This is a genomic window from Terriglobales bacterium (genome assembly GCA_035454605.1).
Lineage (GTDB): Bacteria > Acidobacteriota > Terriglobia > Terriglobales > Acidobacteriaceae > DATMAB01.
Genome location: DATIGQ010000081.1, coordinates 49,096 through 74,682 on the forward strand (window position 1 = coordinate 49,096; position 25,587 = coordinate 74,682).

The window sequence follows — 25,587 nt, forward strand, 5'->3', positions numbered from 1 at the left end:
CTCCTTTGAGAGTTCTCGTTGGTTATCTTGTTTTGTTCTTAGAAGTCGAACGCCAAAGATGCTGATTCAGCCCGCGTGTAGCACGCCCGCCCTCACAGCACCCCGGTGCCTCCTCTGGATGTGCTATAGCCGGAGAGGTTACACCTAACCACGATTCCGAAGTCAATAGCACCTCCACGGACGGCATTCAGAAGAGCAGGCGGGCGCCCGTACGGACCGAAACGTATGTGTGGCTGATTGGCCGGTCTTGTAGAATCGGCGGGCGAATGGCTCTCGTCCTCGTCTCCGCCTCGCCTCGCCGCCAGGAGCTCCTGCGGAATGCCGGAATCGCCTTCACGGTGGAGGCCTCCGACGTGCCTGAGCGCCCTCGGCCGCGCGAATCGCCGTTGGCCTTCGCCAAGCGCCTCGCACGCGAGAAGGCCGCCGGGGTGTTCGCTCGTCGCCCCCAGGATTTCGTCCTCGGCGCGGACACCATCGTGGTCGTGGGTCGGGAGATCCTGGGCAAGCCCCGCGATTCGGCTGACGCTCGCCGCATGCTGCGTCGGCTCTCCGGCCGCACCCACAGCGTCATCACCGCCGTATGCCTGGTGGGTCCGGAATTCGAAGATGTCGCCCTGCAGACCACGCGTGTCACCTTCGCACCACTAACGGAAACCGAAATCCGCGACTACGTGGCGGCTGGCGAGCCCCTCGACAAAGCTGGCGCCTACGCCATTCAGGGCCTGGCTTCGCGCTGGGTTTCAGGTATCGAGGGCTGCTACTTCAATGTGGTGGGATTGCCCGTGCCTTTGGTCTATGCCATGCTGCGCCGGCACGGCGTGATCTGATGGTCTTACTTCGCAGATCGCCGATCGCAGATCACAGATTGGCTGTCTACCCGTAGAGGTGTTCGAGGAGTGAAACAGTGAGGAGCGCGTGAACAGTCCCGCCTAACTTTTTTTCTCGCCTTCTTTCTCGCCGTCCTTCAGGGCTGACTTGAAGTTGCGGATGCCTTCGCCAAGTCCTTTGCCCAGTTCGGAAAGACGGCCAGCGCCGAAGATCAGCAGCGCCAACGCCAGCAGCAGGATGATTTCCGGCATGCCGATTTTGCCCATGGAACCTCCGAATCTGCCTCGATTCTAGGCTTCCCCAACCACTGAGTCAAAGAGCCGGCCAGCGCCCGCACCTGGCCTCTAACCTTCGATGGAAGAAATCAGGCCGGCCACTAGCGCCGCCTTCCACGGCAGCGCATCCAACACCACCTGTTCGTGCCGGGCATGCGCTCCCTCACCCAGGCCTCCCAGCCCGTCGAGTGTCGGCACGCCCAGCGCCGCGGTAAAGTTGCCGTCCGAGCCGCCCCCGGTCGCTGATTCCTGTAGGTCCACCCCAAGACCGCCCGCCACTTCGCACGCCAGTTTGTAGAGCGCCTCCACACCCTTGGTCCGCTCCATGGGCGGACGATTCACGCCTCCGCTGAGTTCCAACTTGCAGCGCTCATCCTTGGGTCGCAAGGAGCGGAACTTGCGTTCGATGCGCGGCGCATCGCTCATACGCGAGACCCGCACGTCCACCGCTGCCCAGGCCTCGGCCGCTACCACGTTGGTCCGCGTTCCGCCGCTGATCACCCCCACATTCACGGTCAGGCCGCGTTCGTAATCCGTGAACTTCTCGATCTTCGCGATCAGCCGGGCCAGCTCATGGATCGCGCTGGCGCCTTTCTGTGGCTCGATCCCGGCGTGTGCCGGCACGCCGGTCACCTTCACTCGATACTCGCCCACTCCCTTGCGTGACGTTTTCACTGCGCCCCCCGCGCCGGTTGCGGGCTCCAACACCAGAACCGCCGCCGACTCCTTCGCCAGCCGTTCCGTAATTGCCCGCGACGAATCGCTACCCACTTCCTCGTCCGAGACCAGGAACACCCGCACGGGGCGAGGCAGTGAACCACGCGTCTCCAGCAGCCCTTCGATCGCGTACATCATCAGCGTGATGCCCGCCTTCATGTCGTACACGCCTGGCCCGTAGGCCCGTCCGTCCGCGATGCGGAACGGCATGCTCGCCAGCGTGCCCAACTCCCACACCGTGTCGTAGTGGCCAAGCAGCAGCACCGGCTTGCCCGCGCCGCCCGTGAACTCCGCCTCCACGTGGTCCCCGAACTTCTCGGCGTGATGCAGCTGCGCCCGCCCTCCCAGGCGCGTGAAGGTCTCCGCCAGGTGAGCGGCCAGGCGGTCCGCCGCCGCCTTGTCATCGCTGGGCGACTCCATCTCCACCAGCCGCCGCAGCGTCTGCGTTATCTCCGCCTGCCGCTGCTGGAAGTAACGCAGCAGGTCGGGCACACTATGTGTTATGGATGTTCCAGTCATAGATATAAGTATAACAAATTATAGGGATTCTTCTCTCCTCGCGGGTACCACCCGGTTCCCTCCAGGCACGCTTCGCGCCCTGCTTCCCTGCATCCACTATAATCGTGGCCCGGCGCGGAAGAGCAACTCGCAGGTTGCTTGGCCGCGTCCAGACTTACATGACCGACCACGCCAAGACTGAACTCTCTGAAACTCTCTCCGAGCCTCGCACCACGCTTTCTATCGTCGAGATCCAGAAGATCCTGCCGCACCGCTATCCTTTCCTGCTCATCGACCGGGTCATCGACCTCACGCGCAAGCAGCGCATCGTGGCCATCAAGAACGTGAGCGTGAACGAGCCCTATTTCGCCGGCCACTTTCCCGGACAGCCCATCATGCCGGGCGTGCTGATCGTGGAAGCCATCGCCCAGGCCGGCGGCGCGCTGCTGCTCACCGAAGTCGAGGACCGCGACGACAAGCTCATGGTGTTCACCGGCATCGAGCGCGCCCGTTTCCGCAAGCCGGTGCTGCCCGGTGATCAGCTTCGCATCGAGGTCGAGGTCGTGGCCTGGCGCATCACCGCCGTCCGCATGCAGGGCAAGGCTTACGTCGGCGACAAACTGGCCTGTGAGGCGACCGTCAGCTGTGCGCTGGTCGATCGCCGCCGCGCCCAGGCTTCGGAAGAAGCCGGCGCGCCTGAAGGATAGCCTCGAAACCGGAACTTGAGACTCGAGACTCCAACCAACATCCACCCCACCGCGATCATCGATCCCGGCGCCGTGATTCCCGCCACCTGCCGCATCGGACCCTACTGCGTCATCGGACCGGAAGTCGTAATGGGCGAGCACTGCGAACTCATTTCGCATGTCGCCATGCAGGGACCGACGCGCATGGGAAGCCACAACCGCATCTTCCCCTTCGCTTCGGTCGGCCTCGATCCCCAGGACCTGAAATTCACACCCGCCGAGAAAACGCGCCTGGAAATCGGCGACCACAATACCATCCGCGAGTGCGTCACCATCCATCGCGGCACTAAGGATGGTGGTGGTGTCACCCGCATCGGCAGCCACACGCTCATCATGGCTTATGCGCACATCGCTCACGACTGCATCATCGGCGACCACGCCATGCTGGCCAACGCGGCCACGCTCGCCGGCCACGTCACCATCGAGGACTGGGCGGTAGTAGGAGCCCTCTGCCCGGTGCACCAGTTCGTGCGCGTTGGAACGCACGCCTATATCGGCGGGGGCACCGTGATCACTCAGGATGTTCTGCCCTTTTCGCTCACCAGTGCCAAACGGGAAGTTCACGCTTACAGCTTCAACCGGGTCGGCTTGGAACGCCGCGGCTTCAGCCCGGATCGCATCCGCAAACTTCACCACGCGTACAAGGTCCTGCTCGCTTCCAAGCTCAATACCGGCCAGGCCCTTGCGAAGCTCAAGGGCGAAGGTGATCTGGGCGAAGACGTCGCCCTGCTTATTCGCTTCATCGAAGGCTCCCAGCGCGGCGTGATCAAGTAGGTGCAGCCATGCCCGAACGCCTCGGTCTGATCGCCGGCAACGGTCGCTTCCCCCTCCTGGTGCTGGAGGCCGCCCGCGCTCGCGGCGCCGAGGTGGTCGTAGCCGCCATCAAGGAAGAGACCTGGCCGGAGATCGAATCGCGCGGCGCCGCCGCCGTCCACTGGTTGTCGCTGGGTGAGCTCAGCCGCCTCATCGAGACCTTCAAGCAGGCCGGCGTCACTCGCGCCGTCATGGCCGGTCAGGTCCGGCACAAGCAGATCTTTTCTTCCATCAAGCCGGACTGGCGTCTGGCCAAGCTGCTGCTCTCACTCCGCTCGCGCAACACGGACGCCATCATTGGGGCCGTCGCGAACGTGCTCGCCGATGAAGGCATCGTGTTGATGGACTCGACCGCCTATCTTGAGCCGCTGCTCGCCGCCGCTGGCGTGCTCACCAAACGCAGGCCCACCGCCGAGGAAGCTGCCGATATTGCCTACGGTCGCAACGTCGCGCGGCACCTGACGCAGTACGACATCGGACAGACGGTGGTCGTGGCCGGCGCCGCCTGTGTTGCGGTCGAGGCCATGGAAGGCACCGATGCCGCCATCCTGCGCGCCGGCGAAATCATGAAAAGCCTCGAAGGCTCGGCTTCCACCGTGCCGCGTTCGCTCACCGTCGTGAAAGTCGCGAAACCCGGCCAGGACATGCGCTTCGACGTCCCGGTAGTCGGCCTGCCCACCCTCGACGCCATGCGCCGCGCCGGCGCCACCTGCCTCGCCCTCGACGCCGGCAAATGCCTCCTCCTCGACGGCGACGCCATGATCCACGCCGCCGACGACACCGGCATCGCCATCCAGGCCGACCCTGTCTAGTCTTGCTAAGCCGGACGAGAAGTTTTGGAACGACTTGCTTGAAACTCGAAACTAAAAACTGGAAACTGTCTGTGTGAAAGAAACCGCTCGCCTCGCTGATCAGCTCCAACGCTCGTACGCCGGTCGCGCATGGCACGGCCCGTCCTTGCGTCAGGTCCTGGCCGGCGTCGACGCGCGACGCGCCGCCGCTCATCCCGTCCGGCACACGCACTCCATCTGGGAACTGGTGCTGCACGTCACCACCTGGAACCGCGCCGTCCTACGCCGGGTCGAAGGGCGGAACATTCGCGTCTCCGCTGCGGAAAATTTTCCTAAGGTCACCGACACCGGCCCGGCGGCATGGAAGCAAGCCCTGACTTCGCTCGCCGATGCGCACCGTGCTCTGCACCGGGCCATCGTTCGCCTGCCCGATTCCCGCCTCGGGCGCAAGGTACCGGGCAAGCCACACTCGCTCTACTTCATGCTGCATGGCCTGGTGCAACACAACCTCTACCATGCGGGACAGATGGCGTTACTGAAGAAGGCAGGAAGGAAGTAGCAGTTCTCAGTTCGTCGTTCGCAGATCGCCGTTCGTTCTCGCCCTTCCCATCGCCAGCCTTGTCATGGCCAGCAGGTCGCTGACGCCGAAGGGAGCGGTGATGGCCAGCGCCCGCGATTCCTCCAGGAACGTTTGCAGCTCGGCGTCGCTTTCGTCGCTGAGCGCCAGCACGAACTTGCGTTCCGCGCCCGGCTGGTTGCGTTCCAGCCAGCGATAGATTTCGCGCCCGCTCCAGCCCGCCGGCAACTCATCGCTCACCACAATGGCGTCGTACGGCGACTTCTCCAGACGCACCACGGCGTCCTCGCCGCGCCCCAGTGCCAGCACCTCAGCGCCCGCGCCCGCCAGCACCTTGCGCGCAAAATCACGCACTGCCTCGTGCGGATGCACCACCAGGACCCGTCCTGCCAGCAACCCTTCCTTCCCGTTGCGCGCCGCAGCCGGGTGCGGAATCAGCGAACTGGGCGGCAATTCGAAAACCCGCCGGATGGGCAGCGGCGCCAAAGGCAGCCGCAGGCGGAATGTGCGGTACGCGATGGCGGCTACCACCACGGCCACTATGCCCAGCATTGCCAGTTGCACTACAGTCGCCAGCGAGATGTGCGCAACCGGAGGCGACCCTTTCGGTGCGGTGCCCGCTTCCAGCCGAGTCACCGCAGCAGGCGCGGGACTCACCTTTGCAGCCGCCCCGGTGCGGCTCGATTTCCCCGCATTCACGACAGGAGCCGCCGCGGCGATCGGAGCAGCCGCAACAGGTAATGTGGTCGTCGCCGGCAACTCGCTCGCAGGTTTCGGTGGCTCTACCGTTGCAGGCTTCGCGCTTTCCCTCCCAGCGGACTTCATGGCGTCGTCCGCTAGGCGCTTGGGGCTCTCGCTAGCCGCGCCGGCCGGAACGGGCGCTGGACTTCCCGATCCCGCCCTCGGCGCTCCCAGGGAGGCCAGCGCCTCGCGCACTTCTGGATCATTGGGATACTGGTCTTGTGCCTGATGGAACAGCGCGCGCGCTTCCTCCTGCCGTCCCATCCACAGCAGCACGAACGCCTTCCCTACCAGCGCGTCATAAAGACTTGGGTTGCGCGCCAGCACGCGGTCGTAAGTTTCCAGTGCCCGCTGGTTCTGCCCTTGCCACGACGCGACTTTGGCGGTCCCGATCAGCGCGGCTGCGTTCTGCGGTTCTGCGTCCAGCACCCGCTGGTATTCGCGCGCCGCCTCCGGGAATCGCCGCAGGATGGCCAGCGTGCGCGCATACTCCAGCCGCACCACGGTGTTTTGGGAATCCGAGGCCAGGTAGCGTTCGAGCGGCTCGATTGCCGCAGCGAAGCGCCCCGCGGAATGCAGGGCTCGCACCCGGTTCAGTGTCTGCTCGGCTGAGGCGGCCGGCTCATTCTGTTCTTGCGCCGCGAGGTACCCAGGCGCCGCCCACGCAGAAGCGATCAGCGCCGCCATCAACGCCAGCGCGGGGGCCCGCCAACGTGAACTACGAGAAATTGCCGGCATCACTTCCTTGGATGTCCATGGTAGCGCCGCCGCACACGCCGCAGTGATGGCGGAACCACGAAAGGCAACGGCGACCCCAGAGTCGCTCACGCCGTTGGCGATTGTCATTCCGAGCGAAAGCGAGGAATTCGCTTTCCGGCCGGGAAAAGCCACGGATCGCGGTCGTGGGCTAAATTTGCCTGCTAGAATCAGGCCCCTTGTCTGCCAGCACGACCAAAACCCGGGTCGCCGTTGTCGGCGTAGGTGCTTTCGGGCGCAATCACGCCCGCGTCTATCGCGAACTTGCCGAGCAGGACGGTAACGTCGAACTCGTCGGCATCATCGATTCCAACCCTTCTCACGCCGCAGCCGTCGCCGCCGAATTCTCCACGCGCCGCTTCAACTCACTGGAAGAGTTGCGCGGCGAGGTGGACGCCGCCTCGGTCGCCGTGCCTACGGTGGCACACCTGGAGGTGGCGCGGGCGCTGATGGAAGCCGGCATTGATGTGCTCATCGAGAAGCCGGTGGCCACGTCGCTCGCCGAAGCCGACGAGTTGATCCGTCTCGCGCAGCGCACCGGGCGCATCGGCATGGTGGGACACCTGGAGCGCTTCAACCCGGCGGTGCGGGCCACGGCCGCGCTGGTGAACTCGCCCATGTTCTTCGAGGTGCACCGGCTCAGCGTGTTCACACCGCGCTCGCTGGACGTGGATGTGGTCCTCGACCTGATGATCCACGACCTCGACATTGTCCTCAGCTTCGTGCGCTCCCCGGTGAAGGAGGTCCGCGCCGTCGGCCTGCCGATTCTTTCCTCCAAGGTGGACATCGCCAACGTGCGCATGGAATTCGATTCCGGCTGTGTGGCCAACTTCACCGCCAGTCGCGTTTCGACCGAGCGCGTGCGCAAGCTGCGCTTCTTCCAGCCGCACCAGTACATCTCCGTGGACTATTCCCGGCAGGACGTGCTGGTGTTCACCGTAGACCCGGCGGCTGCAGCCACCGCTCCCGCTGAGGAAACCGGCCTGCCGTTCACCAACCCCGGCATTGCGGTGGCTCGCCCCGAGGTGGTTCGCGAGGAACCCCTGCACGCCGAGCTGCGCGCCTTCCTGCGCGCCGTGCGCGAGCGCTCCCGCCCCCAGGTGCCGCTCGAAGAAGGCCGGCGCGCCTTGTCCCTGGCCCTGGAAATCCTGGAAGTCATCCGCCAGCACGGCCGCCGCATCCAACTGGAAGGCGTACCCGGACAGGGACGCTGATCCCACGTCCGCGCCAAAAGGCGGGCGCAGACCATGGGGCAGCGTCGGCAAAGCCCGGTGGCGAACCGGTTCCCTCCCGTCCCTGCCGCCGGGCAGCCCTGCGCCGGGAGTGAGACAATAGAACTCGCGGCTTCGGAAGGGCACGGCTCGGTAGGTCGGACCTTCAGGTCCGACTCGCGAAGCGACCGTGCCGTTCAGGCAGCTCGAGCAACGGCTTCGCCCCTGGGGTAAGAGGCTCCAACCCTTGGCCACGCGCTACATCATCCCGGTGCCTTCGGAAACGGCGACCAGCCGGGAGCCGTCCGTCCGCTCGCCGCTGCCCCCCCTCGAAGTCCCTGCCCTGCTGCTGGAACTCGACGACGAGCGCACCCGCGCCCGCCGCCGCGAGGGCATGCTGATCTCGGTGATCGCGCATCTGGTGGCGATGATGGCCATCGTGCTCTTGCCGCCGCTTCTGCCCCAGTCGCGCGGCATCAACGTCGCCACCACCGAAGATCTGCTGCGCAACAAGGAACTCACCTACCTCGAGCTTCCGCCCGATTCGCAAACGCCACCGGCAAAACCGCCCGACACCAAGATCATCTCCGACAAGGACCGCATCGCCACCTCGCGCGCTCCGGTGTTGGACAAGAAAACACTGGACGAGCTGCGCGATAGCCGCCGCCCGGGACCGCCGGGAGCGAGCGCGCCACCTGTTCCTCCGGCTTCCGCGGTCCTGCCCCAGATGGGCGCCGGCGCGGCTCCGCCTGCTCAGTCCGGTCCTGACCAGACTCCGCAGGGAACTGAGGTAGCCAGCCTGCAAACCCCGCCCATGATGCGTGGAAGCGGCGTTTTCGGCGCCGGACGCTCCGCCGGCTCCACGATCGAAGAGGCGGCGCGGGCCGCTGCGGCCCGTGGCGGCGCCGGCGGATCGGTGGGCGCCGGGGGCGACTACGGCCTGGGGCCAGGGTCGCCGGCCAAGGTGCGCAGCGACCTCGACATCATGAGCGACACCATGGGCGTGGACTTCGGTCCCTACCTCTCCCGGGTCCTGCTCTCGGTGCGCCAGAACTGGTACAACCTTGTTCCCGAGGCTGCGCGGCCACCGCTGATGAAGAGCGGCAAAGTCTCCATCCAGTTCGCTATCCTGAAGGATGGCAGTGTGGCCGGCATGCGCCTGGCACAGACTTCCGGCGACGTCTCGCTGGACCGCGCCGCTTGGGGCGGCATCACCGCTTCCAATCCCTTCCCGCCCCTTCCCGCCGAGTTCCGCGGCAATTACCTGGAACTGCGCTTCCACTTCTATTACAACCCGGGCCGCAACGAGATGCGGTAAGGCATGCAGGCGGAACGGCGGGAAGCCATCGGGTTGATTCTGGTCGCTCTGCTCGTCCTGGCCTTTGTGCTGCTGCGCTACGGCGGCAGCATCCCGTGGGGCGCGCGTTGACCGCTGAAGCAGCCGGAGGAAAGCGCGACCCCTTGCTGGTTGCCGTGGTCGGACCCACGGGCAGCGGCAAGAGTGCGTTGGCGGCGGCCCTGGCGGAGCGCTTCCACGGAGAGATCGTCAACTGCGATTCGGTCGCGTTCTACCGCGAGTTCGAGATCGGCACGGCCAAGCCGTCGGCGGAAGAGCGCCGTCGCGCGCCGCATCATCTCCTGGATGTGGTCGGGCCCACCGAGTACATCACCGCCGGCGATTATGCGCGACGCGCTCGTGCCGTGCTCGCCGAGATCCGCAGCCGCGGGCATCTGCCCATCGTGGCGGGCGGCTCCGGGCTCTACCTGCGGGCGCTGCTCGAAGGATTGTTTCCCGGCCCCCCGCGCTCGGAAGCGCTGCGCGAGCGCCTGCGCGCTAGCGCCCGCAAGCACGGCTCGTCCCATCTGCACCGCATGCTGCGGCGGCTGGATCCTGCGGCCGCGGAAAAGATCCACCCTAACGACGCACCCAAGCTGATTCGCGCCCTCGAAGTCTGCCTGGAAGCCCGCAGCAAGATGACCGACCTCTGGCGCCGGGGTCGCGATCCGCTCACCGGCTTTCGCGTGTTGCGCATCGGCCTGAACCCGGAACGCAACGCGCTTTACGCCCGCATCAACCGGCGCGCGAAACGCATGTTCGAGCAGGGCCTGGTGGAAGAAACCCGCCGCCTGCTCGAGACCTACGGTGAAGCCGCTCGTCCCCTGGGTTCACTCGGTTACCGGCAGGCGGTACAACTCCTGCGCGGTGAAATCGACCCCAAGCTGGCGGTCTGGGCCACGCAGCAGGCGCACCGCAATTACGCAAAACGCCAGTTGACCTGGTTCCGTCGTGAACCCGATGTGCACTGGCTCTGCGGGTTTGGGGATGAGGGGAGCGTGCGAGACGAAGCCGTGCGCATTGTTGAGGCGGCAACTCGCGATAGGCAATAAGCGATCGGCCTTTGGCTTTGGTCTCCTGGCTGTGGCTCACGTTTGCTGTTGCTGCTCATTGAGGATCTCCGCCCAGGCTAGGTAGAGAAGCTGCGCGAAGTCATCGCGGTCGGCGCGGTACTCGGCCAGATAGCCCCCGGGCGGACGAGGCGGAAGGGCGATCCGATCGATTTCATGAACGATATGCATGTCGTCGCTCATTCTCTGACTCCCATGACCGATTCGCCCTTCCTGCCCATCCCACGTCCGCAGTTCTACCCCTTGGCCAGGCCCAGGCGTTTGCCGGTTTCAACAAAGGCCTTGAGCCGCGTGGCAAGCAGGTCGTTCCAGCCGCCGGTGTAATTGGCACGGGTCTGTTCAGTGACTTCGCCGATGGCGCGGTGCGAAAGCTTGAGTCGCGTTCCTTTGCCATCGGGTTCCAGTTCGTAGCCAATGACGCCACTCACCGCGCCGCTCATTCCCATCGGCCCGGAGAGCGTCAGCTTGTGGTCGCGCTCGATGGCGGTTACCACGGCCCACAGGGCGCCGTCGCCTTCCTGCCAGACTTCGTAGAGCCGGCCGCCGATCTCCGGCTCTAGCACGATGCTTCGAGCGTTCTGGTTGAGCAGGTACGGCGCACCCCACCAGGCAGCGATGTCCTTCGTTAATGCTTCAAAGACGCGCTTCGGCGGGGCCCCAATGTGCACTTCCTGCTCGATGTGGATGGATTGCGGCGCGACCGGCATTTCGCTTACCCGCGCCGCCGCTTTTCCGGCTGCTGCACTCATGGCTTCTTCTCCTTGTTCGAGTTCGGCGCTGCGCTTCAGCCGCAGGAGGGACGATGCCCAGTGCGCCTCGTACGGACTGATCCAGCGCTCGTAAATGCGTTGCAGAGGCACGGCGTTGAGGTGGTTCCAGCGCTCGCGGCCGCGTCGCCGTACCACGATCAGGCCGGCCCGCTCCAGCACGCGCAAGTGCTTCATGACTGCGAAGCGCGTAACCCGGAAGCGGGCGGCCAGTTCGCCGGTCGTGCGCGGCCGCAGCTTCACCAGGTCCAGCAGGCGCCGGCGCGTCGGGTCGCTCAGCGCCTTCCAGACCGGGGTCAAACCGTCTCTCGTAGCTTGCCTCATATGTGACCATATGGTCACATATGAGATGCGCCGGTGTCAAGCCGGTTGCGGGAAAATTTTCTCCGGCAAAACCACCCTTCTCGGCGCCGGTTCTTGGCTCCTGGCCCTTGGGCTTTGCCTTGCTGCCTGTCGCACGTTTGCCCGAAACCAAAGAGACACGGTACGGATTCGGTTTTTCTCTGTTATGTTCACGGTGATGCGCGTCCGGCTGGCTGCCCTGCTCTTCCTCCTGCTGGTCCCCTCTTCGCTTGCGCGCGACAAGTTCCAGCAATCGGCCCCGGTGCGGCTCACTCGCGGCGGCGAAAAGTGGGCCGAGCGTACCTTGCGCAAGATGTCGCTCGAGGAGAAGGTCGGCCAGCTGTTCATGCTCAAGGCGCCGGCCCAGTTCCTGAACCTCGAAAGCCCGGAGTACCTGGCCCTGCGCGACGCCATTGACCGCTACCACGTGGGCGGATTCCTGCTCACCGTGCGCTCGGAAAACGGCATGGTCTACCGCAACCAGCCCTACGAGGCGGCCATGTTCACCAACCAGTTGCAACGCGAAAGCGACGTGCCGCTGATATTCGCCGCCGACTTCGAGCGCGGCCCCTCCATGCGTTTCGACGGGACCACGCCCTTCCCGCACGCCATGGCCTTCGGCGCCGCCGGGCGCACCGAATACGTCGACGCCTTCGCGCGCGTGGTGGCGGAAGAGTCCCGCGCGCTCGGCGTAGTGTGGAACTTCTTCCCGGTGGCGGACGTGAACTCCGAACCCTCCAATCCCATCATCAACACGCGCGCTTTCGGCGAGGATCCGGAGCAGGTAAGCCGCCTTGTCACCGCCTACATACGCGCTGCGCGCGACAGCGGACTGCTGACCACCGCCAAGCATTTTCCGGGACACGGCGACACCCAGACCGACTCCCACATCGGGGCGGCCAGTGTCACTGGCGATCGCGACCATCTGGAACGCGTGGCACTGGCGCCGTTCCGCCGCGCCATCGCTGCCGGCGTCGATTCCATCATGGTGGCGCATGTCACGGTGCCGGCGCTCGACTCCGCGACCGACCGGGTGGCCACCACCTCGCCCGCCGTAGTGACCGGCCTGCTGAAAGGGCAACTCGGTTTCCACGGAGTCGTGGTCACCGATGCCATGGAGATGAGCGCCGTCACGCGCCTTTACGGAGGTGGGAACGGCCACGACCCCGGCCGGGCGGCCGTGGATGCCGTCAAGGCCGGCCAGGACCTGATCACCATACCCGCGAATATCGACGCATCCTATCGCGCCCTGCTGGATGCCGTTCGCAGCGGCGAGATATCGGAGGACCGCATTGATGCCAGCGTGCGCAAGCTGCTGCGCCTGAAGGCGTCGGTCGGCCTCGACCGGGCCAAGCTGGTGGACATCCACCAGCTCTCGCGCCTTGTCGCCCGGCCCCAGAGCCTGGCACTGGCGCAGGAGATCTCCGATGCGGCCGTTACCCTGGTCCGCTCGAACGGCACGCTGCTGCCGCTGCGGGCCGAAGGTTTCCGTACCGCACCCGCTTCTGCACCGGAAAGCGATGGAACCGCGCCCGGCCCGGCAGCGTATTCAACCCTAGGGAGTGGCGCGCGCCTGCTGGTCGTAATCTTTGTGGACGACCTGCGCAGTGAGTACGGCCGCGTCTTGCAGCGCGAGCTTCGCGCCCGCGTCCCCCAGGCTGAGGTGATCTTCGTGGACTTGCGGACGGCAGCCGCACTCTCTCCGCGCCTGTTGCAATCGGCGGAACAGGCCACTGCCGTGGTCGCGGCGGTATTTGCCACGCCCACCGCCGGGCGTCGCGTGCTGATGAACGGACATTCGGTCAACTCGGTTTCCCTGGCGGAAGCACCCGCACGGCTGATGCAGGAACTCTTGCAGCGCGCCGGCGAACGTACGGTGCTGGTAGCGCTGGGTAACCCTTATCTGGCGGCGGACTTCCCTGTGCTGGCGAACTATCTCTGCACCTATTCCGGCGTCCCCACTTCGGAAGTCAGTGCCGTCAAGGCCCTGTTCGGCGAGATTCCCGTCCGTGGCCGCCTTCCGGTAACCATACCGGGCGTAGCGGCTCGCGGCGCCGGCATCGACCTGGGACCGCCGCCGCAAGCGGCGGCAGTCGCCCCACCCACCGTCCACCACTAATGTTAGGAAGGAGCGCTCTTATGACATCGCAATCCCACCCCAAGGCCACGGCGGTGCTGCTCTCCGGCGTCATGCTGTTCGTCTTGTTGCTGGCCGGGTGCACCATGACCGTGCAGGACGAGAAAGGCGAAAAGACCAAGAGCGTCGAGATCACCACGCCCGTGGGCGAGCTCCAGGTCCGCAAGGACAAGTTCGATATCGCGCAAGTCGGCCTGGCGCCTTATCCCGGCGCGCGCGAAGCCGAGAGCGACCAAGACAATCCCGACCGCGCCACCGTCTCCATCGCGACCTCGCTCTTCGGATTGAAAGTGATCGCCGGCAGCTTTGAGACCGATGACGAACCCCAGCAGGTATTAGAGTTCTATCGCAAGGAGCTGGCGAAACACGGCAAGGTAACAGAGTGCCGCGGCAACATCGATTTCCGTGACGATGGCGACGAAGTGATCTGCAAGCCGGAACGCGGCAAGGATCACGACCAGGTCGAGCTGGTGGCCGGCAGCAAGAGCAAGTTCCGCGTGGTCGGGGTCCACCCCAAAGGCAAGGGAACCAAGTTCGGAGTTGCACTGGTGCAACTGCGCGGCGAACGAGAGACCATGTAGCCGCCTTGCGCCCCGCCCTGCCGTGCGGTAACTTGACTGCCTCGTGGAACATCCTTGCCCTCAATGTGGAGCGCCCATCGAAGCCGGCGTTCCCTTTTGCGGCCAGTGCGGCGCGCCGCAGATCCGGGTAACGCCAACGCCCGAGGCCGCGTTACCGCCACCTGCTCCATCGACCGTTCCGACCCCGCAGGTCCATTCCCCCGAGACTCTTCCCGCGCCAGCCACCGCCCCAGGGCGCATTCAGTGGGGGCGCGCGCTTCCCCTGGCGGCACTGACCGGCGCCATGGCCGGCGTGCTCTCGGTCATTCCTTTTGTCAGCCTGGGCTGCTGCTTGTGGATGCTGGGTGCTGGCGCGCTGACCGTGGTGCTCTATCGCGAGCGCGCCCACTCCGACGTCTCCCCCGGCATGGGTTTTCGTCTGGGAGCTCTCACCGGCCTCTTGAGCTACGTTGTGTATGTAGTCTTTTTCGGCCTCATGCAGGTGATGCGTGGCCGCCAGTTCCGCGCCGCCTTCCGCCAGCAGTTGGAGAAGGCCGCTGCCGCCAACCCCGATCCCGCCGTGCGCCAGATGGTGGAGCGCATTTCCACCCCCGAGGGCATGGCCACAGTCATCACCATCATGCTGGCGGTGTTTCTGGCCGTGTTCGTTCTGTTCGCGGCCGCCGGGGGAGCCTTGGGAGGATCGCTCTTCGGACGGCGTGAGCAGAGATAAGTTCATGTGTTTCATGTAGTTACCGTGCCATCGCCGATTTCTGCACCCGCCAGGCCTGTCTGGCTCGCCATCCCCGCGGACCCGCCGCTTGCGACACTTGCCAAGGGCCGCGTATGATTTTGCCCCTTGCGCCTGCCCCCGAGGCGCTTGGCACGCACCGATTTCACAATCACTTATGAGCGCCCAGCCCGCGCGAACCCGCGCCCACTCGCATCGCGAAACCCAACTGATGTCTGCCTCTGAGATCGATCGCACGCTTGTCCGTCTGGCCCACGAAATCGTGGAGAAAACCAGCGGTGTCCAGAACCTGGGCTTGGTGGGAGTCAAGCGACGCGGAGTGCCGCTGGCGCAACGGCTGGGAAAACTGATTCAGCGCATCGAGCGGGTGAAGCCACCGGTGGGCAGCCTGGACATCGCGCTCTATCGCGACGACCTCACGCAGGTGGCTCCCAAGCCCGTGGTGCAGAAGGCTGAGATCGGCTTCGACGTCGGCGGCATGGACATCATCCTGGTGGACGACGTGCTGTTCACAGGTCGCACGACGCGGGCCGCCATGGATGCTCTATTCGATCACGGCCGTCCCCGCCGGGTGCAGCTCTGCGTGCTGATGGATCGAGGACATCGCGAGCTGCCTATCGAGGCGGCCTTCATCGGGCGGCGCATCGAAACCTCGCTCCAACAGGTGGTCAAAGTCAACCTCAGCGAGGTGGATGGCTCCGACAAGGTCATCCTGGTGGAGATGCCGCCGCGGTGAACACCAACAGTCATCCTGTTGCCCTCCGCCGCGGATTGCGTTCGCTACTCGATATAGAACACCTGCCGGCGGAGGAGATCCAGTTCCTGCTGCGCCTCGCGCGCCGCATGGTTCCCGGGCGTGCCCGTCCCCTGCTGCGCAATCGCCGCATTGCGCTCCTCTTCTATGAAGCTTCCACCCGCACCCGGGTGAGTTTTGAGTTTGCGGCCAAGGCGTTGGGGGCCACCCTCAGCGTGATTCACGCCCAGTCCTCCAGCATTGAGAAGGGCGAATCGCTGGTGGATACCGGCTACACCCTGCGCGCCACAGGCGCCGACGCCATCGTCATTCGGCATCGCGCGGCTGGAGCGCCGTATCTGCTGGCGTGCCATCTGGACATTCCCGTCATCAATGCCGGGGATGGCATGCACGAGCACCCTTCGCAGGCCCTGCTCGATGCCTTCACCATGCTGCGCCACCGGAAATCGCTCTCCGGCCTCCGCGTGGCCATTGTGGGCGACGTGTATCACAGCCGCGTGGCGCGCTCCAATGCTCACCTGCTGAGCAAGCTCTCTGCCCAGGTGACCCTGTGCGGCCCACCGGAACTCGCCCCCGAGGTGGCCTCCACCCTCGCTCCCGGAGTCCGCGTGACCCGCCACATGGAAGACGCGTTGCGCGGCGCGGATGTGGTCATGATGCTGCGCGTTCAGAAGGAACGCCTGGCCGGCCAGTCGATCAAGGTGGCGGACTATGTCGCTGGCTATCAGTTGACGCCCGAGCGCCTCAAACTTGCCCGGCGGGATGCCCTGGTCATGCACCCGGGACCCATGATCCGAGGCATGGAACTCACCAGCGAAGTGGCCGACGGTTCGCAGTCCGCTATCCGCGAGCAGGTGCAAAACGGTGTCGCCATGCGCATGGCCATCCTGGCGCGCTCCCTGGGAGCAGCGAAATGAAGAATCAGCCGCGGCCAAGTAGGGTTTGATGGTCAGAGAGAAAAAAACCGCGGCGGTAATGATCAAGGGCGGCCGGGTCCTGGACCCGTCGCAGCGGCTGGACGCCGAAATGGATGTGCTGCTGCGGGACGGGCGTGTGGCCGAGGTGGCCCCGCGCAACAAGCTGCGCGGCTCCGCCGACGAAACCCTGAACGCTCGCGGCCTCATCGTCGCACCCGGATTCATTGACCTGCACGTGCACCTGCGTGAACCGGGGCAGTCGCACAAGGAGACCATCGTCAGCGGCACTGCGGCCGCGGCCGCAGGCGGGTTCACCTCCGTCTGTGCCATGCCCAATACCTCTCCGGTGAACGACTCACCCGAAATCACCGCCTGGATGCGCCACCCGGAACGCGGCGCTGTGGTCAACGTCCTTCCGGTGGCTGCGGCCACGGTCCGCAGCCAGGGCGAGAGGCTCACCGACTTTCGCGCGTTGGAGCGGGCTGGCGCCGTGGCCTTCACCGACGACGGCCGCCCCATCCTCGACGAGCACCTCATGCGCGAAGCGCTGCGGCTCGCCGCCCAGATCGGCCTACCCGTCGTTCAACACGCCGAAGACACTCGCCTGACCCAGGGCTGCTCCATGCATGAGGGAGCCACCGCTTTCCGCCTGGGGTTGCGCGGCATGCCGGTGGCCGCCGAGGCGGAGATCGTGGAGCGGGACGTCAAGCTCGCGCATCAGGTGGGTGCCCGGCTCCACGTAGCTCACGTCTCCACCGCTGCCGGATTGAAGGCTGTACGTCGCGGTCGGCGCAATCGCGCCCGCATCACCTGCGAAGTCACGCCGCACCACTTCACGCTCGTGGATGAGAATGTCGGCCAGTACGACACCCGCTGCAAGATGAACCCGCCCCTGCGCTCGCCCGATGACCGCGAAGCGCTGCTGGTGGGGCTGGCCGATGGCTCCGTGGATGCCATCGCCACCGATCACGCGCCCCACGCCGCGCATGAGAAGGACGTGGAGTTCGAGCGCGCCGCCTTTGGCGTCACGGGGTTGGAAACCGCGCTGGGCCTCGCCGTGCTGCGCCTGCACAAGGAGCGGCGCGTGCCGCTGCTGCGCATCGTCGAGTTGCTCTCCACCGGTCCGGCCCGCGTGCTCGGCCTGAAAGGACGCGGCAGCCTGGCCCGCGGCTCCCCAGCCGACGTCACCGTCTTCGATCCCGCGGCCCGCTGGACTTTCCACGCCTCCGAATCGCGCTCCCGCGCGCGCAACACTCCCTTCGACGGCTGGCAGCTCACAGGCAAGGTGGTGGCCACCATCGTCGAGGGGCAGTTCGTGTACCGCGTGGGCTGAGAACAAGCCGCGGATTAGCGCAGACGAATACGGAAAATCCTGAGTCTTCCGGCGTGAAGTATCGCTATGGATCCGTGCTAATCCGTGGCCAGGCTTGCTTGACCTGCGCCCTCGCGGCGCAGTGAGTTCGCCACCAGGGCTCCCATCGTCCCACCCAGCATTGCACCTAAAGCGAAGCGCGCCAGCGGCCAGTTGCCGTGCACTCCTGCCATCTCGGCCGCGAAATCCAGCAAGCTGGCTGCAAGCACGATGGCCAGCGCCCTGAGCAGTGTCTTCCGGCTGGCCTCGACCCACGCGCCTGCGGCAGCTCCCAGGTAGATGCCCAGACAGCGCGCGCACACCGCAACCGGCATGCCCGCGATCCAGAACGAACGCGCCGGATCCTGATGACACACCAGCGAGAAGAACTGCCAAATGGCGAAACTTAGGAGGGGAAATCCAGCGAGTGACAATAGCGGCGCGCCGACTCCTGCCGATGCGAGTGCAGTGGGCAAGGCGCTCACCAACACCGGATGCGGATTGTCATCCCGAGCCCGCAGCGGCGGGCGAGGGATCTGCTCTTCCATCACCAAATCACCCAATCACAAAATAATCCCCAGCTTCTTCCCCACCCTTCCCAACGTCTCCAGCGCCTTCTCCAGTTCCTCCCGCGTATGCGTGGCCGTAACGATGGTGCGGATGCGGGCCTTGCCCTCGGGCACCGTCGGAAAGGCGATTCCGGTCGCCATTACGCCCGCGGCAAACAGCTCGCGCGAGAACTCCATGGCCAGTCGCCCTTCACCGACGATGACCGGCGTGATGGGCGTCTCACTGGCCGGCGTGTTCACGCCGCCGATGTTGAAGCCCAACACGCCCAGTTCCTTTTTGAAGAAGCGCGTGTTCTCCCACAGCTTCTCGATGCGCTCCGGCTCCTGCTCCAGGACCTCGAAGGCTGCAATGCAGGTGGCCGCAACGGAAGGCGGATGCGAAGTCGAGAAGAGGAACGGCCGCCCGCGGTGATACAGGAACTCGATCAGGTCGCGCGTGCCGCACACGTATCCACCCAGCGCGCCGATCGCCTTCGACAGCGTACCCACCTGAATGTCCACGCGCCCGTGCACGCCGAAGTGGTCGATGGTGCCGCGGCCGTTGCGCCCCAGCACGCCCGAAGCGTGCGCGTCATCCACCATCATGATGGCGCCGTACTTCTCCGCCAGGTCGCAGAGCGCGGGCAGTGGTGCGATGTCGCCGTCCATGGAGAATACGCCGTCGGTGATCAGCAGCTTGCGGCCTGGCTGTCCGGCGATTTCTTTCAGTTGCTCCTCCGCGTGGGCGACGTCCTTGTGCCGGAAGACCTTGATGGTGGCGCGGGATAGCCGTGCCCCGTCAATGATGGAGGCGTGGTTCAGCTCGTCGGAGACGATGAAGTCTTCGCGCCCCAGCACCGCCGAAACCGTCCCTGCGTTGGCGGTGAATCCGGACTGGAACACTACCGAGGCCTCGACGTTCTTGAAGCGCGCAATCTTCTCTTCCAGTTCCATGTGTAAGGACATGGTTCCGGCGATGGTGCGCACCGCTCCCGATCCCACGCCGAACTTGCGCGTAGCTTCGAGCGCGGCTTCACGCAGCTTGGGGTGCGTGGTCAGGCCCAGGTAGTTGTTCGAGGCCAGGTTGATCACCCGCTTGCCGTCGAACGTACACACCGGGGCCTGCTCGTCCTCCAGCACCCGCAGGCGGAAGTACGTGCCCTTCTGCTTCAGGTCGTTGAGCTGGTCGGTGAGATAGGAAAGAGGATTGGCGCGCGTTGCGGTCGTCATGGCGGCAGATAGTTTACAACTCCGCGCGCCTCTTTCTTGCGCTTCTACCGCTCCGGCGGCGCGATCTGGTTCGCGGTCACGAACACCGGCTCGATGTCGGTAGGCGTGTCCTTCAGTTTGTCCATGGCCGCCTGCATTTCCGGCCGAATCACGCTCAGGGTCTCGATCATCTTCTTGGCGCCGGCGTAGTCGCCCGTCGCTTCGAGCATGAGCAGTTCGCGGTCCAGGTCGCGCACCGCATCCTTGATTTTCGCAAAGTCCACGGAGAACGTGCCGTCCGGGTTGAGGATGTATGCGCCCTTATCGCGCAGGTAATTGAACTGGATGGCCATGCCTCGGGCGTGCGAGTCGGTTACCCCGAACCGCAGCGTGCGGAACGCCGAGGCGAGGTAGGTGTTGTACAGGCGGCGTTCGGCGGCCTCGCCCTGGCCCAGCGTCCCTTTCAGCAGTCCGCGATCCATCAGATGCTGCACTGCATAGAGGCCGGTGACGTCGGCCTTGGCTTCTTCGATGGTCCCGTACACTTCTTTCAGTTCCTGGCGCACCGTGGTCTCACGGCCGCCTACCTTGATCCGCTGCGGACCCAGGCCATGCGTGATCTCATGCGCCAGAATGTGCGTGAAGAAGGAATCGAAATCCAGATCGGGTTGCGCCGGAGGCGGAAGCACGACCTTGGAGATAGCCACCAGCGTCTTCTGGAACTTCGCCTCCTGGATATTCTTCAGCATGATCCGCTTGGCGCCTTTTTGCTGTACCACGCGCTCGTCGTTGGGCAGGTTGTAGGCCGCGGTCTGTACTCCCATGTTCCCGTCGCCCGCGCCGAATACTTCGTTCACCACCACCATCGGCGCCAGCGCCCCCACCTTGGGATTGCGGTGCTCGGCCGGGATGGGCAGGCTGTCCTCCAGTTCCTGCATGTGCCCGGCGAAGAAGCGGACCTTCTCCGTTTCGTTCTCATCGCGGATGGAGACGTAGGCCTCGAACGCGGCCTTGTACCCGAACGTTTCGTCGTTGTAGGTCTCATAGGGGCCGATGGTGACATCCACCGGGGAGTCCAGGTCCATCCACGCCACGTCGCTGTCGAAGTAATCGTTGGAGAGAAAGGCATCGGCGCGCAGATTCAGGAACTTCTTCAGCGAAGCGTTAGTGGTGAGCGCGGCAGCCTCGCGGAGCAGCTTCGCCGCCTTCACGAGATAGGGCTTGTAGGCCTCGCTATAGGGAACGATGCGCAGCTTCCCTCCCGGCCCGCGGCGGATGAGCGTGAAGAACCACTGCGCCTGATCACGCTCCTTCTCCGACAGGCCGGCCATCCACTTCTCCAGCTCCTCGCGGGTGGCGTCCAGGGGATAGAAGTTCGCGCCCAGCGGCTTCTTCGGCGGCACGCCGGGTAAGAACGCCTTGTTGTCGTCGAGCGCCGACCACGGCCCCTTGTTGATCCAGAAGTAGCGCAGGCGCGCGCGCCCCAGCGGGGAGGTGTCCTTCTGCAGCTTCTTGTAGAGATCCGGGTTGCCGCCCCAGCGCTGTTCGAGCTGCAGTGCGTCCATGATGCGCGCCGCCTCGATCAGCTTGGCCAGCGCCGCGCGGTCGCCCGGCGTGAGATGCGACACGTCCACTCCCAGGTCCGTGGGCGCAAAGCGGCCCGCCATGCCGATCAGTTCGGCGGTGTTGGGAAAGGTGGCCTTCTGGTCGGCAGCGAAAACCAGGCTGGAAACCAGCAGAAGCAGGAAAGCAATCTTGCGATTCATTTCACCCCATTCGGATAGAGCAAAATCTTGGAGGCCTCACCCGTCTTCAATCGCTCCATGCCGCGCGAAAAATCCTTCATGGCCATGCGGTCGGTGATGACCGGATGCAGGTCCAGCTTGCCGGCTTTGAGCAACGCGGTCATCTGGTACCAGGTCTGGTACATGCGCCGCCCATTGATGCCCTGGATGGTGATGCCCTTGAAGATGATGTCCTCGGAAAAGTTCAGCGATACGGGACGGTTGGTCAAACCGAGCAGCGAGATGCGCCCGCCGCGGCGCACGATGTCGAAGGCGGTTCGGATGGCGTCGGGATGGCCGGCCATTTCCAGCACCACGTCCACGCCCTGACCGTCGGTCAAATCGAAGACTCGCGCCTTGACATCCTCCGACGCCGGATCGAGCACGTAGTCGGCCTTCATCTTCTCGGCGATCTTGCGGCGATGCGTGTTGGTCTCGATGGCGAACACGGTGGTGGCGCCCACCGCGCGCGCCACGGCGATGGCGAACAAACCGATCGGTCCGCAGCCGGTGATGGCGACGGTGCGCGCCGCGATCTCTCCCGCCAGCACGGTGTGCACCGCGTTGCCCAGCGGATCCAGCACGGAGGCGTACTCCGGTGGGATGGCGGGATCGATCTTCCAGATGTTCGACTCCGGGATGCGCACGTACTCGGCGAAGGCGCCGTCGGCGTCCACGCCGATGATTTTCACGAACTGGCAGATGTGCGCGTCGCCGGTGCGGCACTGCAGGCACTTGCCGCAGGCCACGTGCATCTCGGCGCTCACGAAATCGCCCGGCTTGACGGCGGTGACCTCCGCGCCGACCTCGACTACTTCTCCGCAGAATTCATGCCCAGGAATCAGCGGCGGATGGATGCGGCGTTGCGCCCAGGCGTCCCAGTTGTAGATGTGCAGGTCGGTGCCGCAGACCGAGGCCACCTTCACGCGCACCAGCACGTCCTGCAGGCCGATCGCGGGAATGCGGACGTCGCGGATCTCCGCGCCCGCCTTGGGCTCGGCCTTCACTACCGCCAGCATGGTCTCAGGCATTCATGGGTCCCTTCGCGATGTGGCCACGCCCCGACCGCGCCGCTCCGCGAACGACGCTGGCAGCCGGCAAACCGAAAAATTCTAGCACGCGCACGGCTGCGGCCACTGTGACCGCCCGCGCGTCATGGTCACGTCTTGGCTTTGCGCGCGCGGCTCAGCGAGCTTGGCCCGCTCCGCGCGAAGCCTCCGCCGCCGGGCGACTCGATGCGGATGCGCTCGCCGGCGGCTAGGCGCACGCTGACCTTGCCGCCGATCTCTTCCTGGGTACCGTCGAGGCGGATGACCAAGGCGCGGCCGGGGGCGCCCTCTTCGCCGCCGTGCAATCCGTAAGGCCCGCGCGAACGCCGCTCGGCCAGCAACGTGACTTGGGCGTCGGTGAGCACCTCGATCTCGCGCACGATGCCGTCGCCGCCGCGGAAGCGCCCGTTGCCGCCCGAGCCCGAGCGCAGCGCGTAGCGCGTGACGCGGAACGGGTAAGCGTGCTCCAGCGCTTCCGCCGGCGTGTTGAGCGAGTTGGTCATGTGGGTGTGGACGCCGGAGACGCCGGGCTTGGTGGGCCGCGCACCCATGCCGCCGGCGATGGTCTCGTAGTACGCGAAGGGCTCGGCTTCCTTTGAGGGCTCCGCAGCCCTGCGCTGCTTCGCCCTCGCGCTCTGCTCGCGCGGGCCACCGCTCGCTCCGCGCTCACCCGGGCGCGGGTCGATGCCGCCGATGGTAAGGTTGTTCATGGTGCCCGAGGAACCCGCCGGGATGCGCTCGGGCATGGCTTGTGCGAGCGCGCGCAAGAGCACGTCAACGATGCGCTGCGAGGTCTCGACGTTGCCGCCGGCCACCGCCGCCGGCGGCCGCGCGTTGACCACGGTTCCCTCCGGCGCAATCACGCGAATGGGACGCATCAGGCCGGCCGTCGCCGGCACGTCTTCTTCCAGCAGGCAGCGGAAGACGTAGAAGCACGCCGACCAGGTGATGGCCTCGACCGCGTTCACGCTGCCCTCCACCTGCGGGTCGCTGCCGGTGAAGTCCACGGTGACCACCGGCTCGCGGCGCGCGGCCTTCCTCGAGCGGGAATGAAACGTAACCGTCGCGGCGATGCGCACCGGGCGGTCGCTGACGCCGTCGCCGTCCAGGAAGTCCTCGGCGCGGTATGTTCCACGTGGAACAATACCGAGAAAGGCGTGCATTATCTCGGCGCTATAGTCAAGGAGGTCGCGGGCGGCGCGCCGGACGCGCGCCAGCCCGTAGCGTGCGCAGACGTCCTTCAGCCGCGCGGAGCCGGTGTGGCAGGCGGCGATCTGGGCGCCGAGGTCGCCCTCGCGCTCGGTGGGCGTGCGGACGTTGGCGAGCAGCAGCGCCAAAACGTCTTTGTCCATGGCGCCGCGGCGGACCAGTTTGACCGGCGGGATGCGCAAGCCCTCCTGGTAGATCTCGCGGCACAAGCCCATGGAACCGGCGTAGGCGCCGCCCACGTCGGCGTGATGGGCGCGGTTGGCCACGTAGAAATCCGGCCGACGCGATTTTCCGGCGGTCGAGGCGAGCCTCCCAACATAGACGGGAGCGACCAGCGTGATGTCCGGAAGGTGGGTGCCGCCGCGGAAGGGATCGTTGAGCATAGCTACGTCTCCGGGCGCGAGCGGAAAAGCGTCGATGGCGGCGCGCACCGACATGGGCATGGAACCCAGGTGCACGGGCATGTGGTCACCCATAGCCAGCACCTGGCCGGCGGCGTCGAACACGGCGCAGGAATAATCGCGGCGTTCCTTGATGTTGGGGGAGAAGGCGGTGCGGCGCAGAGCCGCTCCCATCTCCTCGGCGATGGAGTGGAAGATGTTCTTGAAGACCTCGAGCTCGATGGGGTCGCGCGCCATGCGGGAAAGAGTGTACCGCCGGAGACGCTTCGATGGCGGCGTAAGTAAACAGTTACGCCCTAGAATTTGACGTTGACACTGATATGAACCTATCCCAATATCAAGCATAGGTCTTCGAGAATGTCCCAGGAATTGGGGCTCGAAGCGATGAGGATCAGCCGAATCGATCCATCTCAAGGGAGAGAGGATGACCGCCAGATGAAAAAGAAAAAGATGATGAAGAAGAAAAAGAAGTAAGCGCGCGGAGCGCGAGCTCCGCCGCCAGTGACCGAAGCCTGACCGCCGCGGACGCGCGGCGGTTTTGTTTTGCGCGCTATTGACGCTCCACAGAGCCCACACGTACCATCCGGGAGTCCCACCGATGGCGCGACAAAAATCCAAAACGCGCGCTGTGCCCGAGGTGGTGGTCCCCGACAAGCTCTACTTCCGCATCGGAGAGGTCTCCCGCCTGTGCAGGCTGCCCGCCTACGTGCTGCGCTTCTGGGAGACGGAGTTTCCGCAACTCAAGCCCGCCAAGAGCTCCAGCGGCCAGCGGACCTATCGCAAACGCGAAGTCGAGATGGCGCTGCGCATCAAGAAGCTGCTCTACGAGGAAGGATTCACCATCGCCGGCGCCCGCCAGCACCTGCGCAGCGAGAATAAGGCCAGCAAGGGACAAGCCGCCCTACCCTTCGCTCCTCCCAAGCCGGTGGCCAAGGAGCTGCGCCAGGTGCGGCATGAGTTGAAAGAAATCCTGGGAATCCTGGCGGCGAGACGGTAGCGGTTCTCAGTTCTTAGTTCTCAGCGCCCACCCTTATCGCACATCTTCCGAGATATCCGTCCTGCCGGTAATGAGCCGTGTTCCACACTGAAAAGTCAAATAGGCCCAGGCCCACTGGATGATCACCAGGATGCGGTTACGGAAGCCAATGAGGAAGTAGATATGGATGAACAGCCAGGCCAGCCAGGCAATCCACCCGGAGAGCCGTAGCCCGGGGAGATCGGCAACGGCGGCGGCGCGCCCGATGGTGGCCAGCGATCCTTTGTCCAGGTAGACGAACTTTTCCCGCGGCTTCTTCTGAATGTCGCGCCAGATGTTCCTGGCGGCAGCCATTCCCTGCTGCACGGCGGCGGGAGCGACGCCGGGAACGATTTTGCCTTCGGCGTCCCTGCAGGCGGCCAAGTCACCCACCACGAACACCTCGGGATGGCCAGGGATGCTGAGATCGGTCT

The 25,587-nt window shown here is 65.3% G+C and carries 26 protein-coding genes; 15 read left to right on the forward strand and 11 right to left on the reverse strand.

What is annotated here, in order from left to right; translation table 11 throughout:
• The first annotated feature begins 266 nt into the window (after positions 1-266).
• On the forward strand, positions 267-827 hold the full coding sequence (locus VLE48_05950) for a Maf family protein (protein ID HSA92537.1): 561 nt from the start codon (positions 267-269) through the stop codon (positions 825-827).
• 102 nt (positions 828-929) lie between these two features.
• Here VLE48_05950 and tatA read toward each other — a convergent pair whose 3' ends face one another.
• Complete coding sequence (gene tatA / locus VLE48_05955) at positions 930-1,094, reverse strand: twin-arginine translocase TatA/TatE family subunit (GenBank protein HSA92538.1); 165 nt, start codon at positions 1,092-1,094, stop codon at positions 930-932.
• Between the two features lie 78 nt (positions 1,095-1,172).
• Positions 1,173-2,312 (reverse strand): M20 family metallopeptidase, encoded by a 1,140-nt coding sequence (locus VLE48_05960; GenBank protein ID HSA92539.1) that lies wholly within the window; start codon positions 2,310-2,312, stop codon positions 1,173-1,175.
• Positions 2,313-2,497: 185 nt separating this feature from the next.
• Between VLE48_05960 and fabZ the strand changes: the two genes are divergently transcribed.
• The 4 genes from fabZ to VLE48_05980 all read left to right on the forward strand — a co-directional run bounded on the left by fabZ (position 2,498) and on the right by VLE48_05980 (position 5,227).
• Positions 2,498-3,025: a 3-hydroxyacyl-ACP dehydratase FabZ gene (gene fabZ, locus VLE48_05965; GenBank protein ID HSA92540.1), complete on the forward strand. Its 528-nt coding sequence runs from the start codon at positions 2,498-2,500 to the stop codon at positions 3,023-3,025.
• A 15-nt stretch (positions 3,026-3,040) separates the two neighbouring features.
• On the forward strand, positions 3,041-3,838 hold the full coding sequence (gene lpxA / locus VLE48_05970) for an acyl-ACP--UDP-N-acetylglucosamine O-acyltransferase (GenBank protein ID HSA92541.1): 798 nt from the start codon (positions 3,041-3,043) through the stop codon (positions 3,836-3,838).
• Between the two features lie 8 nt (positions 3,839-3,846).
• Positions 3,847-4,689, forward strand: a complete 843-nt coding sequence (lpxI, locus tag VLE48_05975; GenBank protein HSA92542.1) for a UDP-2,3-diacylglucosamine diphosphatase LpxI — start codon at positions 3,847-3,849, stop codon at positions 4,687-4,689.
• Between the two features lie 145 nt (positions 4,690-4,834).
• Positions 4,835-5,227, forward strand: coding sequence for a DinB family protein (locus tag VLE48_05980; GenBank protein HSA92543.1), 393 nt, complete (start codon positions 4,835-4,837; stop codon positions 5,225-5,227).
• Positions 5,228-5,233: 6 nt separating this feature from the next.
• Here the strand turns inward: VLE48_05980 and VLE48_05985 are convergent, their stop codons facing one another.
• On the reverse strand, positions 5,234-6,673 hold the full coding sequence (locus VLE48_05985) for a tetratricopeptide repeat protein (GenBank protein HSA92544.1): 1,440 nt from the start codon (positions 6,671-6,673) through the stop codon (positions 5,234-5,236).
• 248 nt (positions 6,674-6,921) lie between these two features.
• Here VLE48_05985 and VLE48_05990 point away from each other — a divergent pair, with 248 nt between their 5' ends.
• The 3 genes from VLE48_05990 to miaA all read left to right on the forward strand — a co-directional run bounded on the left by VLE48_05990 (position 6,922) and on the right by miaA (position 10,341).
• Positions 6,922-7,956, forward strand: coding sequence for a Gfo/Idh/MocA family oxidoreductase (locus tag VLE48_05990; GenBank protein ID HSA92545.1), 1,035 nt, complete (start codon positions 6,922-6,924; stop codon positions 7,954-7,956).
• Between the two features lie 244 nt (positions 7,957-8,200).
• Entirely contained in the window at positions 8,201-9,271 is a 1,071-nt protein-coding gene (locus VLE48_05995; GenBank protein HSA92546.1) for a TonB family protein, read from the forward strand.
• A gap of 107 nt (positions 9,272-9,378) precedes the next feature.
• The gene (miaA, locus tag VLE48_06000) at positions 9,379-10,341 is read left to right on the forward strand and encodes a tRNA (adenosine(37)-N6)-dimethylallyltransferase MiaA (protein ID HSA92547.1); all 963 of its coding nucleotides are present in this window, start codon (positions 9,379-9,381) and stop codon (positions 10,339-10,341) included.
• A 36-nt stretch (positions 10,342-10,377) separates the two neighbouring features.
• Here miaA and VLE48_06005 read toward each other — a convergent pair whose 3' ends face one another.
• Together VLE48_06005 and VLE48_06010 are read right to left on the reverse strand one after the other, a co-directional pair.
• On the reverse strand, positions 10,378-10,542 hold the full coding sequence (locus VLE48_06005) for a hypothetical protein (protein ID HSA92548.1): 165 nt from the start codon (positions 10,540-10,542) through the stop codon (positions 10,378-10,380).
• Positions 10,543-10,595: 53 nt separating this feature from the next.
• The gene (locus VLE48_06010; GenBank protein HSA92549.1) at positions 10,596-11,426 is read right to left on the reverse strand and encodes a metalloregulator ArsR/SmtB family transcription factor; all 831 of its coding nucleotides are present in this window, start codon (positions 11,424-11,426) and stop codon (positions 10,596-10,598) included.
• 208 nt (positions 11,427-11,634) lie between these two features.
• Here VLE48_06010 and VLE48_06015 point away from each other — a divergent pair, with 208 nt between their 5' ends.
• From VLE48_06015 to VLE48_06040, 6 genes are all read left to right on the forward strand, one after another.
• Positions 11,635-13,587, forward strand: a complete 1,953-nt coding sequence (locus tag VLE48_06015; GenBank protein HSA92550.1) for a glycoside hydrolase family 3 protein — start codon at positions 11,635-11,637, stop codon at positions 13,585-13,587.
• A gap of 20 nt (positions 13,588-13,607) precedes the next feature.
• Positions 13,608-14,186: a hypothetical protein gene (locus tag VLE48_06020; protein ID HSA92551.1), complete on the forward strand. Its 579-nt coding sequence runs from the start codon at positions 13,608-13,610 to the stop codon at positions 14,184-14,186.
• A gap of 283 nt (positions 14,187-14,469) precedes the next feature.
• Positions 14,470-14,898, forward strand: coding sequence for a hypothetical protein (locus tag VLE48_06025; protein ID HSA92552.1), 429 nt, complete (start codon positions 14,470-14,472; stop codon positions 14,896-14,898).
• A gap of 175 nt (positions 14,899-15,073) precedes the next feature.
• A complete protein-coding gene (gene pyrR / locus VLE48_06030; protein ID HSA92553.1) occupies positions 15,074-15,652 on the forward strand; it encodes a bifunctional pyr operon transcriptional regulator/uracil phosphoribosyltransferase PyrR in 579 nt (192 codons plus the stop codon).
• A complete protein-coding gene (locus tag VLE48_06035; GenBank protein ID HSA92554.1) occupies positions 15,649-16,587 on the forward strand; it encodes an aspartate carbamoyltransferase catalytic subunit in 939 nt (312 codons plus the stop codon). The genes pyrR and VLE48_06035 overlap by 4 nt, the downstream gene beginning before the upstream one ends.
• 28 nt (positions 16,588-16,615) lie before the next feature.
• Positions 16,616-17,920 carry a dihydroorotase gene (locus VLE48_06040; protein HSA92555.1) on the forward strand — a complete coding sequence of 435 codons (1,305 nt, stop codon included), beginning with the start codon at positions 16,616-16,618 and terminating at the stop codon, positions 17,918-17,920.
• A gap of 77 nt (positions 17,921-17,997) precedes the next feature.
• Here the strand turns inward: VLE48_06040 and VLE48_06045 are convergent, their stop codons facing one another.
• The 5 genes from VLE48_06045 to VLE48_06065 all read right to left on the reverse strand — a co-directional run bounded on the left by VLE48_06045 (position 17,998) and on the right by VLE48_06065 (position 24,375).
• Complete coding sequence (locus tag VLE48_06045) at positions 17,998-18,486, reverse strand: DUF2085 domain-containing protein (protein HSA92556.1); 489 nt, start codon at positions 18,484-18,486, stop codon at positions 17,998-18,000.
• 15 nt (positions 18,487-18,501) lie between these two features.
• Positions 18,502-19,716 carry a glycine C-acetyltransferase gene (locus tag VLE48_06050; GenBank protein ID HSA92557.1) on the reverse strand — a complete coding sequence of 405 codons (1,215 nt, stop codon included), beginning with the start codon at positions 19,714-19,716 and terminating at the stop codon, positions 18,502-18,504.
• A gap of 44 nt (positions 19,717-19,760) precedes the next feature.
• Positions 19,761-21,461: a hypothetical protein gene (locus VLE48_06055; protein ID HSA92558.1), complete on the reverse strand. Its 1,701-nt coding sequence runs from the start codon at positions 21,459-21,461 to the stop codon at positions 19,761-19,763.
• Positions 21,458-22,510, reverse strand: coding sequence for an L-threonine 3-dehydrogenase (gene tdh / locus VLE48_06060; GenBank protein ID HSA92559.1), 1,053 nt, complete (start codon positions 22,508-22,510; stop codon positions 21,458-21,460). The genes VLE48_06055 and tdh overlap by 4 nt, the downstream gene beginning before the upstream one ends.
• 128 nt (positions 22,511-22,638) lie before the next feature.
• Entirely contained in the window at positions 22,639-24,375 is a 1,737-nt protein-coding gene (locus VLE48_06065; protein ID HSA92560.1) for a hydantoinase B/oxoprolinase family protein, read from the reverse strand.
• 361 nt (positions 24,376-24,736) lie between these two features.
• On the opposite strand from VLE48_06065, the gene VLE48_06070 reads away from it, so the two are divergent.
• The gene (locus tag VLE48_06070) at positions 24,737-25,135 is read left to right on the forward strand and encodes a MerR family transcriptional regulator (GenBank protein HSA92561.1); all 399 of its coding nucleotides are present in this window, start codon (positions 24,737-24,739) and stop codon (positions 25,133-25,135) included.
• A gap of 33 nt (positions 25,136-25,168) precedes the next feature.
• Here the strand turns inward: VLE48_06070 and VLE48_06075 are convergent.
• Positions 25,169-25,587 (reverse strand): hypothetical protein (locus VLE48_06075; GenBank protein ID HSA92562.1); only part of this gene is annotated, 419 nt, incomplete at its 5' end.

Coding starts and splice junctions, on each gene's coding strand:
- VLE48_05950 (HSA92537.1), top strand. CDS start 267: ATGGCTCTCGTCCTCGTCTCCGCCTCGCCTCGCCGCCAGGAGCTCCTG.
- VLE48_06070 (HSA92561.1), top strand. CDS start 24,737: ATGGCGCGACAAAAATCCAAAACGCGCGCTGTGCCCGAGGTGGTGGTC.
- VLE48_06040 (HSA92555.1), top strand. CDS start 16,616: ATGGTCAGAGAGAAAAAAACCGCGGCGGTAATGATCAAGGGCGGCCGG.
- VLE48_06025 (HSA92552.1), top strand. CDS start 14,470: ATGGCCGGCGTGCTCTCGGTCATTCCTTTTGTCAGCCTGGGCTGCTGC.
- VLE48_05985 (HSA92544.1), bottom strand. CDS start 6,673: ATGGCGGCGCTGATCGCTTCTGCGTGGGCGGCGCCTGGGTACCTCGCG.
- VLE48_06005 (HSA92548.1), bottom strand. CDS start 10,542: ATGAGCGACGACATGCATATCGTTCATGAAATCGATCGGATCGCCCTT.
- VLE48_06055 (HSA92558.1), bottom strand. CDS start 21,461: ATGAATCGCAAGATTGCTTTCCTGCTTCTGCTGGTTTCCAGCCTGGTT.
- VLE48_06015 (HSA92550.1), top strand. CDS start 11,635: ATGTTCACGGTGATGCGCGTCCGGCTGGCTGCCCTGCTCTTCCTCCTG.
- lpxI (HSA92542.1), top strand. CDS start 3,847: ATGCCCGAACGCCTCGGTCTGATCGCCGGCAACGGTCGCTTCCCCCTC.
- VLE48_06050 (HSA92557.1), bottom strand. CDS start 19,716: ATGACGACCGCAACGCGCGCCAATCCTCTTTCCTATCTCACCGACCAG.
- VLE48_06020 (HSA92551.1), top strand. CDS start 13,608: ATGACATCGCAATCCCACCCCAAGGCCACGGCGGTGCTGCTCTCCGGC.
- VLE48_06045 (HSA92556.1), bottom strand. CDS start 18,486: ATGGAAGAGCAGATCCCTCGCCCGCCGCTGCGGGCTCGGGATGACAAT.
- pyrR (HSA92553.1), top strand. CDS start 15,074: ATGAGCGCCCAGCCCGCGCGAACCCGCGCCCACTCGCATCGCGAAACC.
- tdh (HSA92559.1), bottom strand. CDS start 22,510: ATGCCTGAGACCATGCTGGCGGTAGTGAAGGCCGAGCCCAAGGCGGGC.
- VLE48_06065 (HSA92560.1), bottom strand. CDS start 24,375: ATGGCGCGCGACCCCATCGAGCTCGAGGTCTTCAAGAACATCTTCCAC.
- fabZ (HSA92540.1), top strand. CDS start 2,498: ATGACCGACCACGCCAAGACTGAACTCTCTGAAACTCTCTCCGAGCCT.
- tatA (HSA92538.1), bottom strand. CDS start 1,094: ATGGGCAAAATCGGCATGCCGGAAATCATCCTGCTGCTGGCGTTGGCG.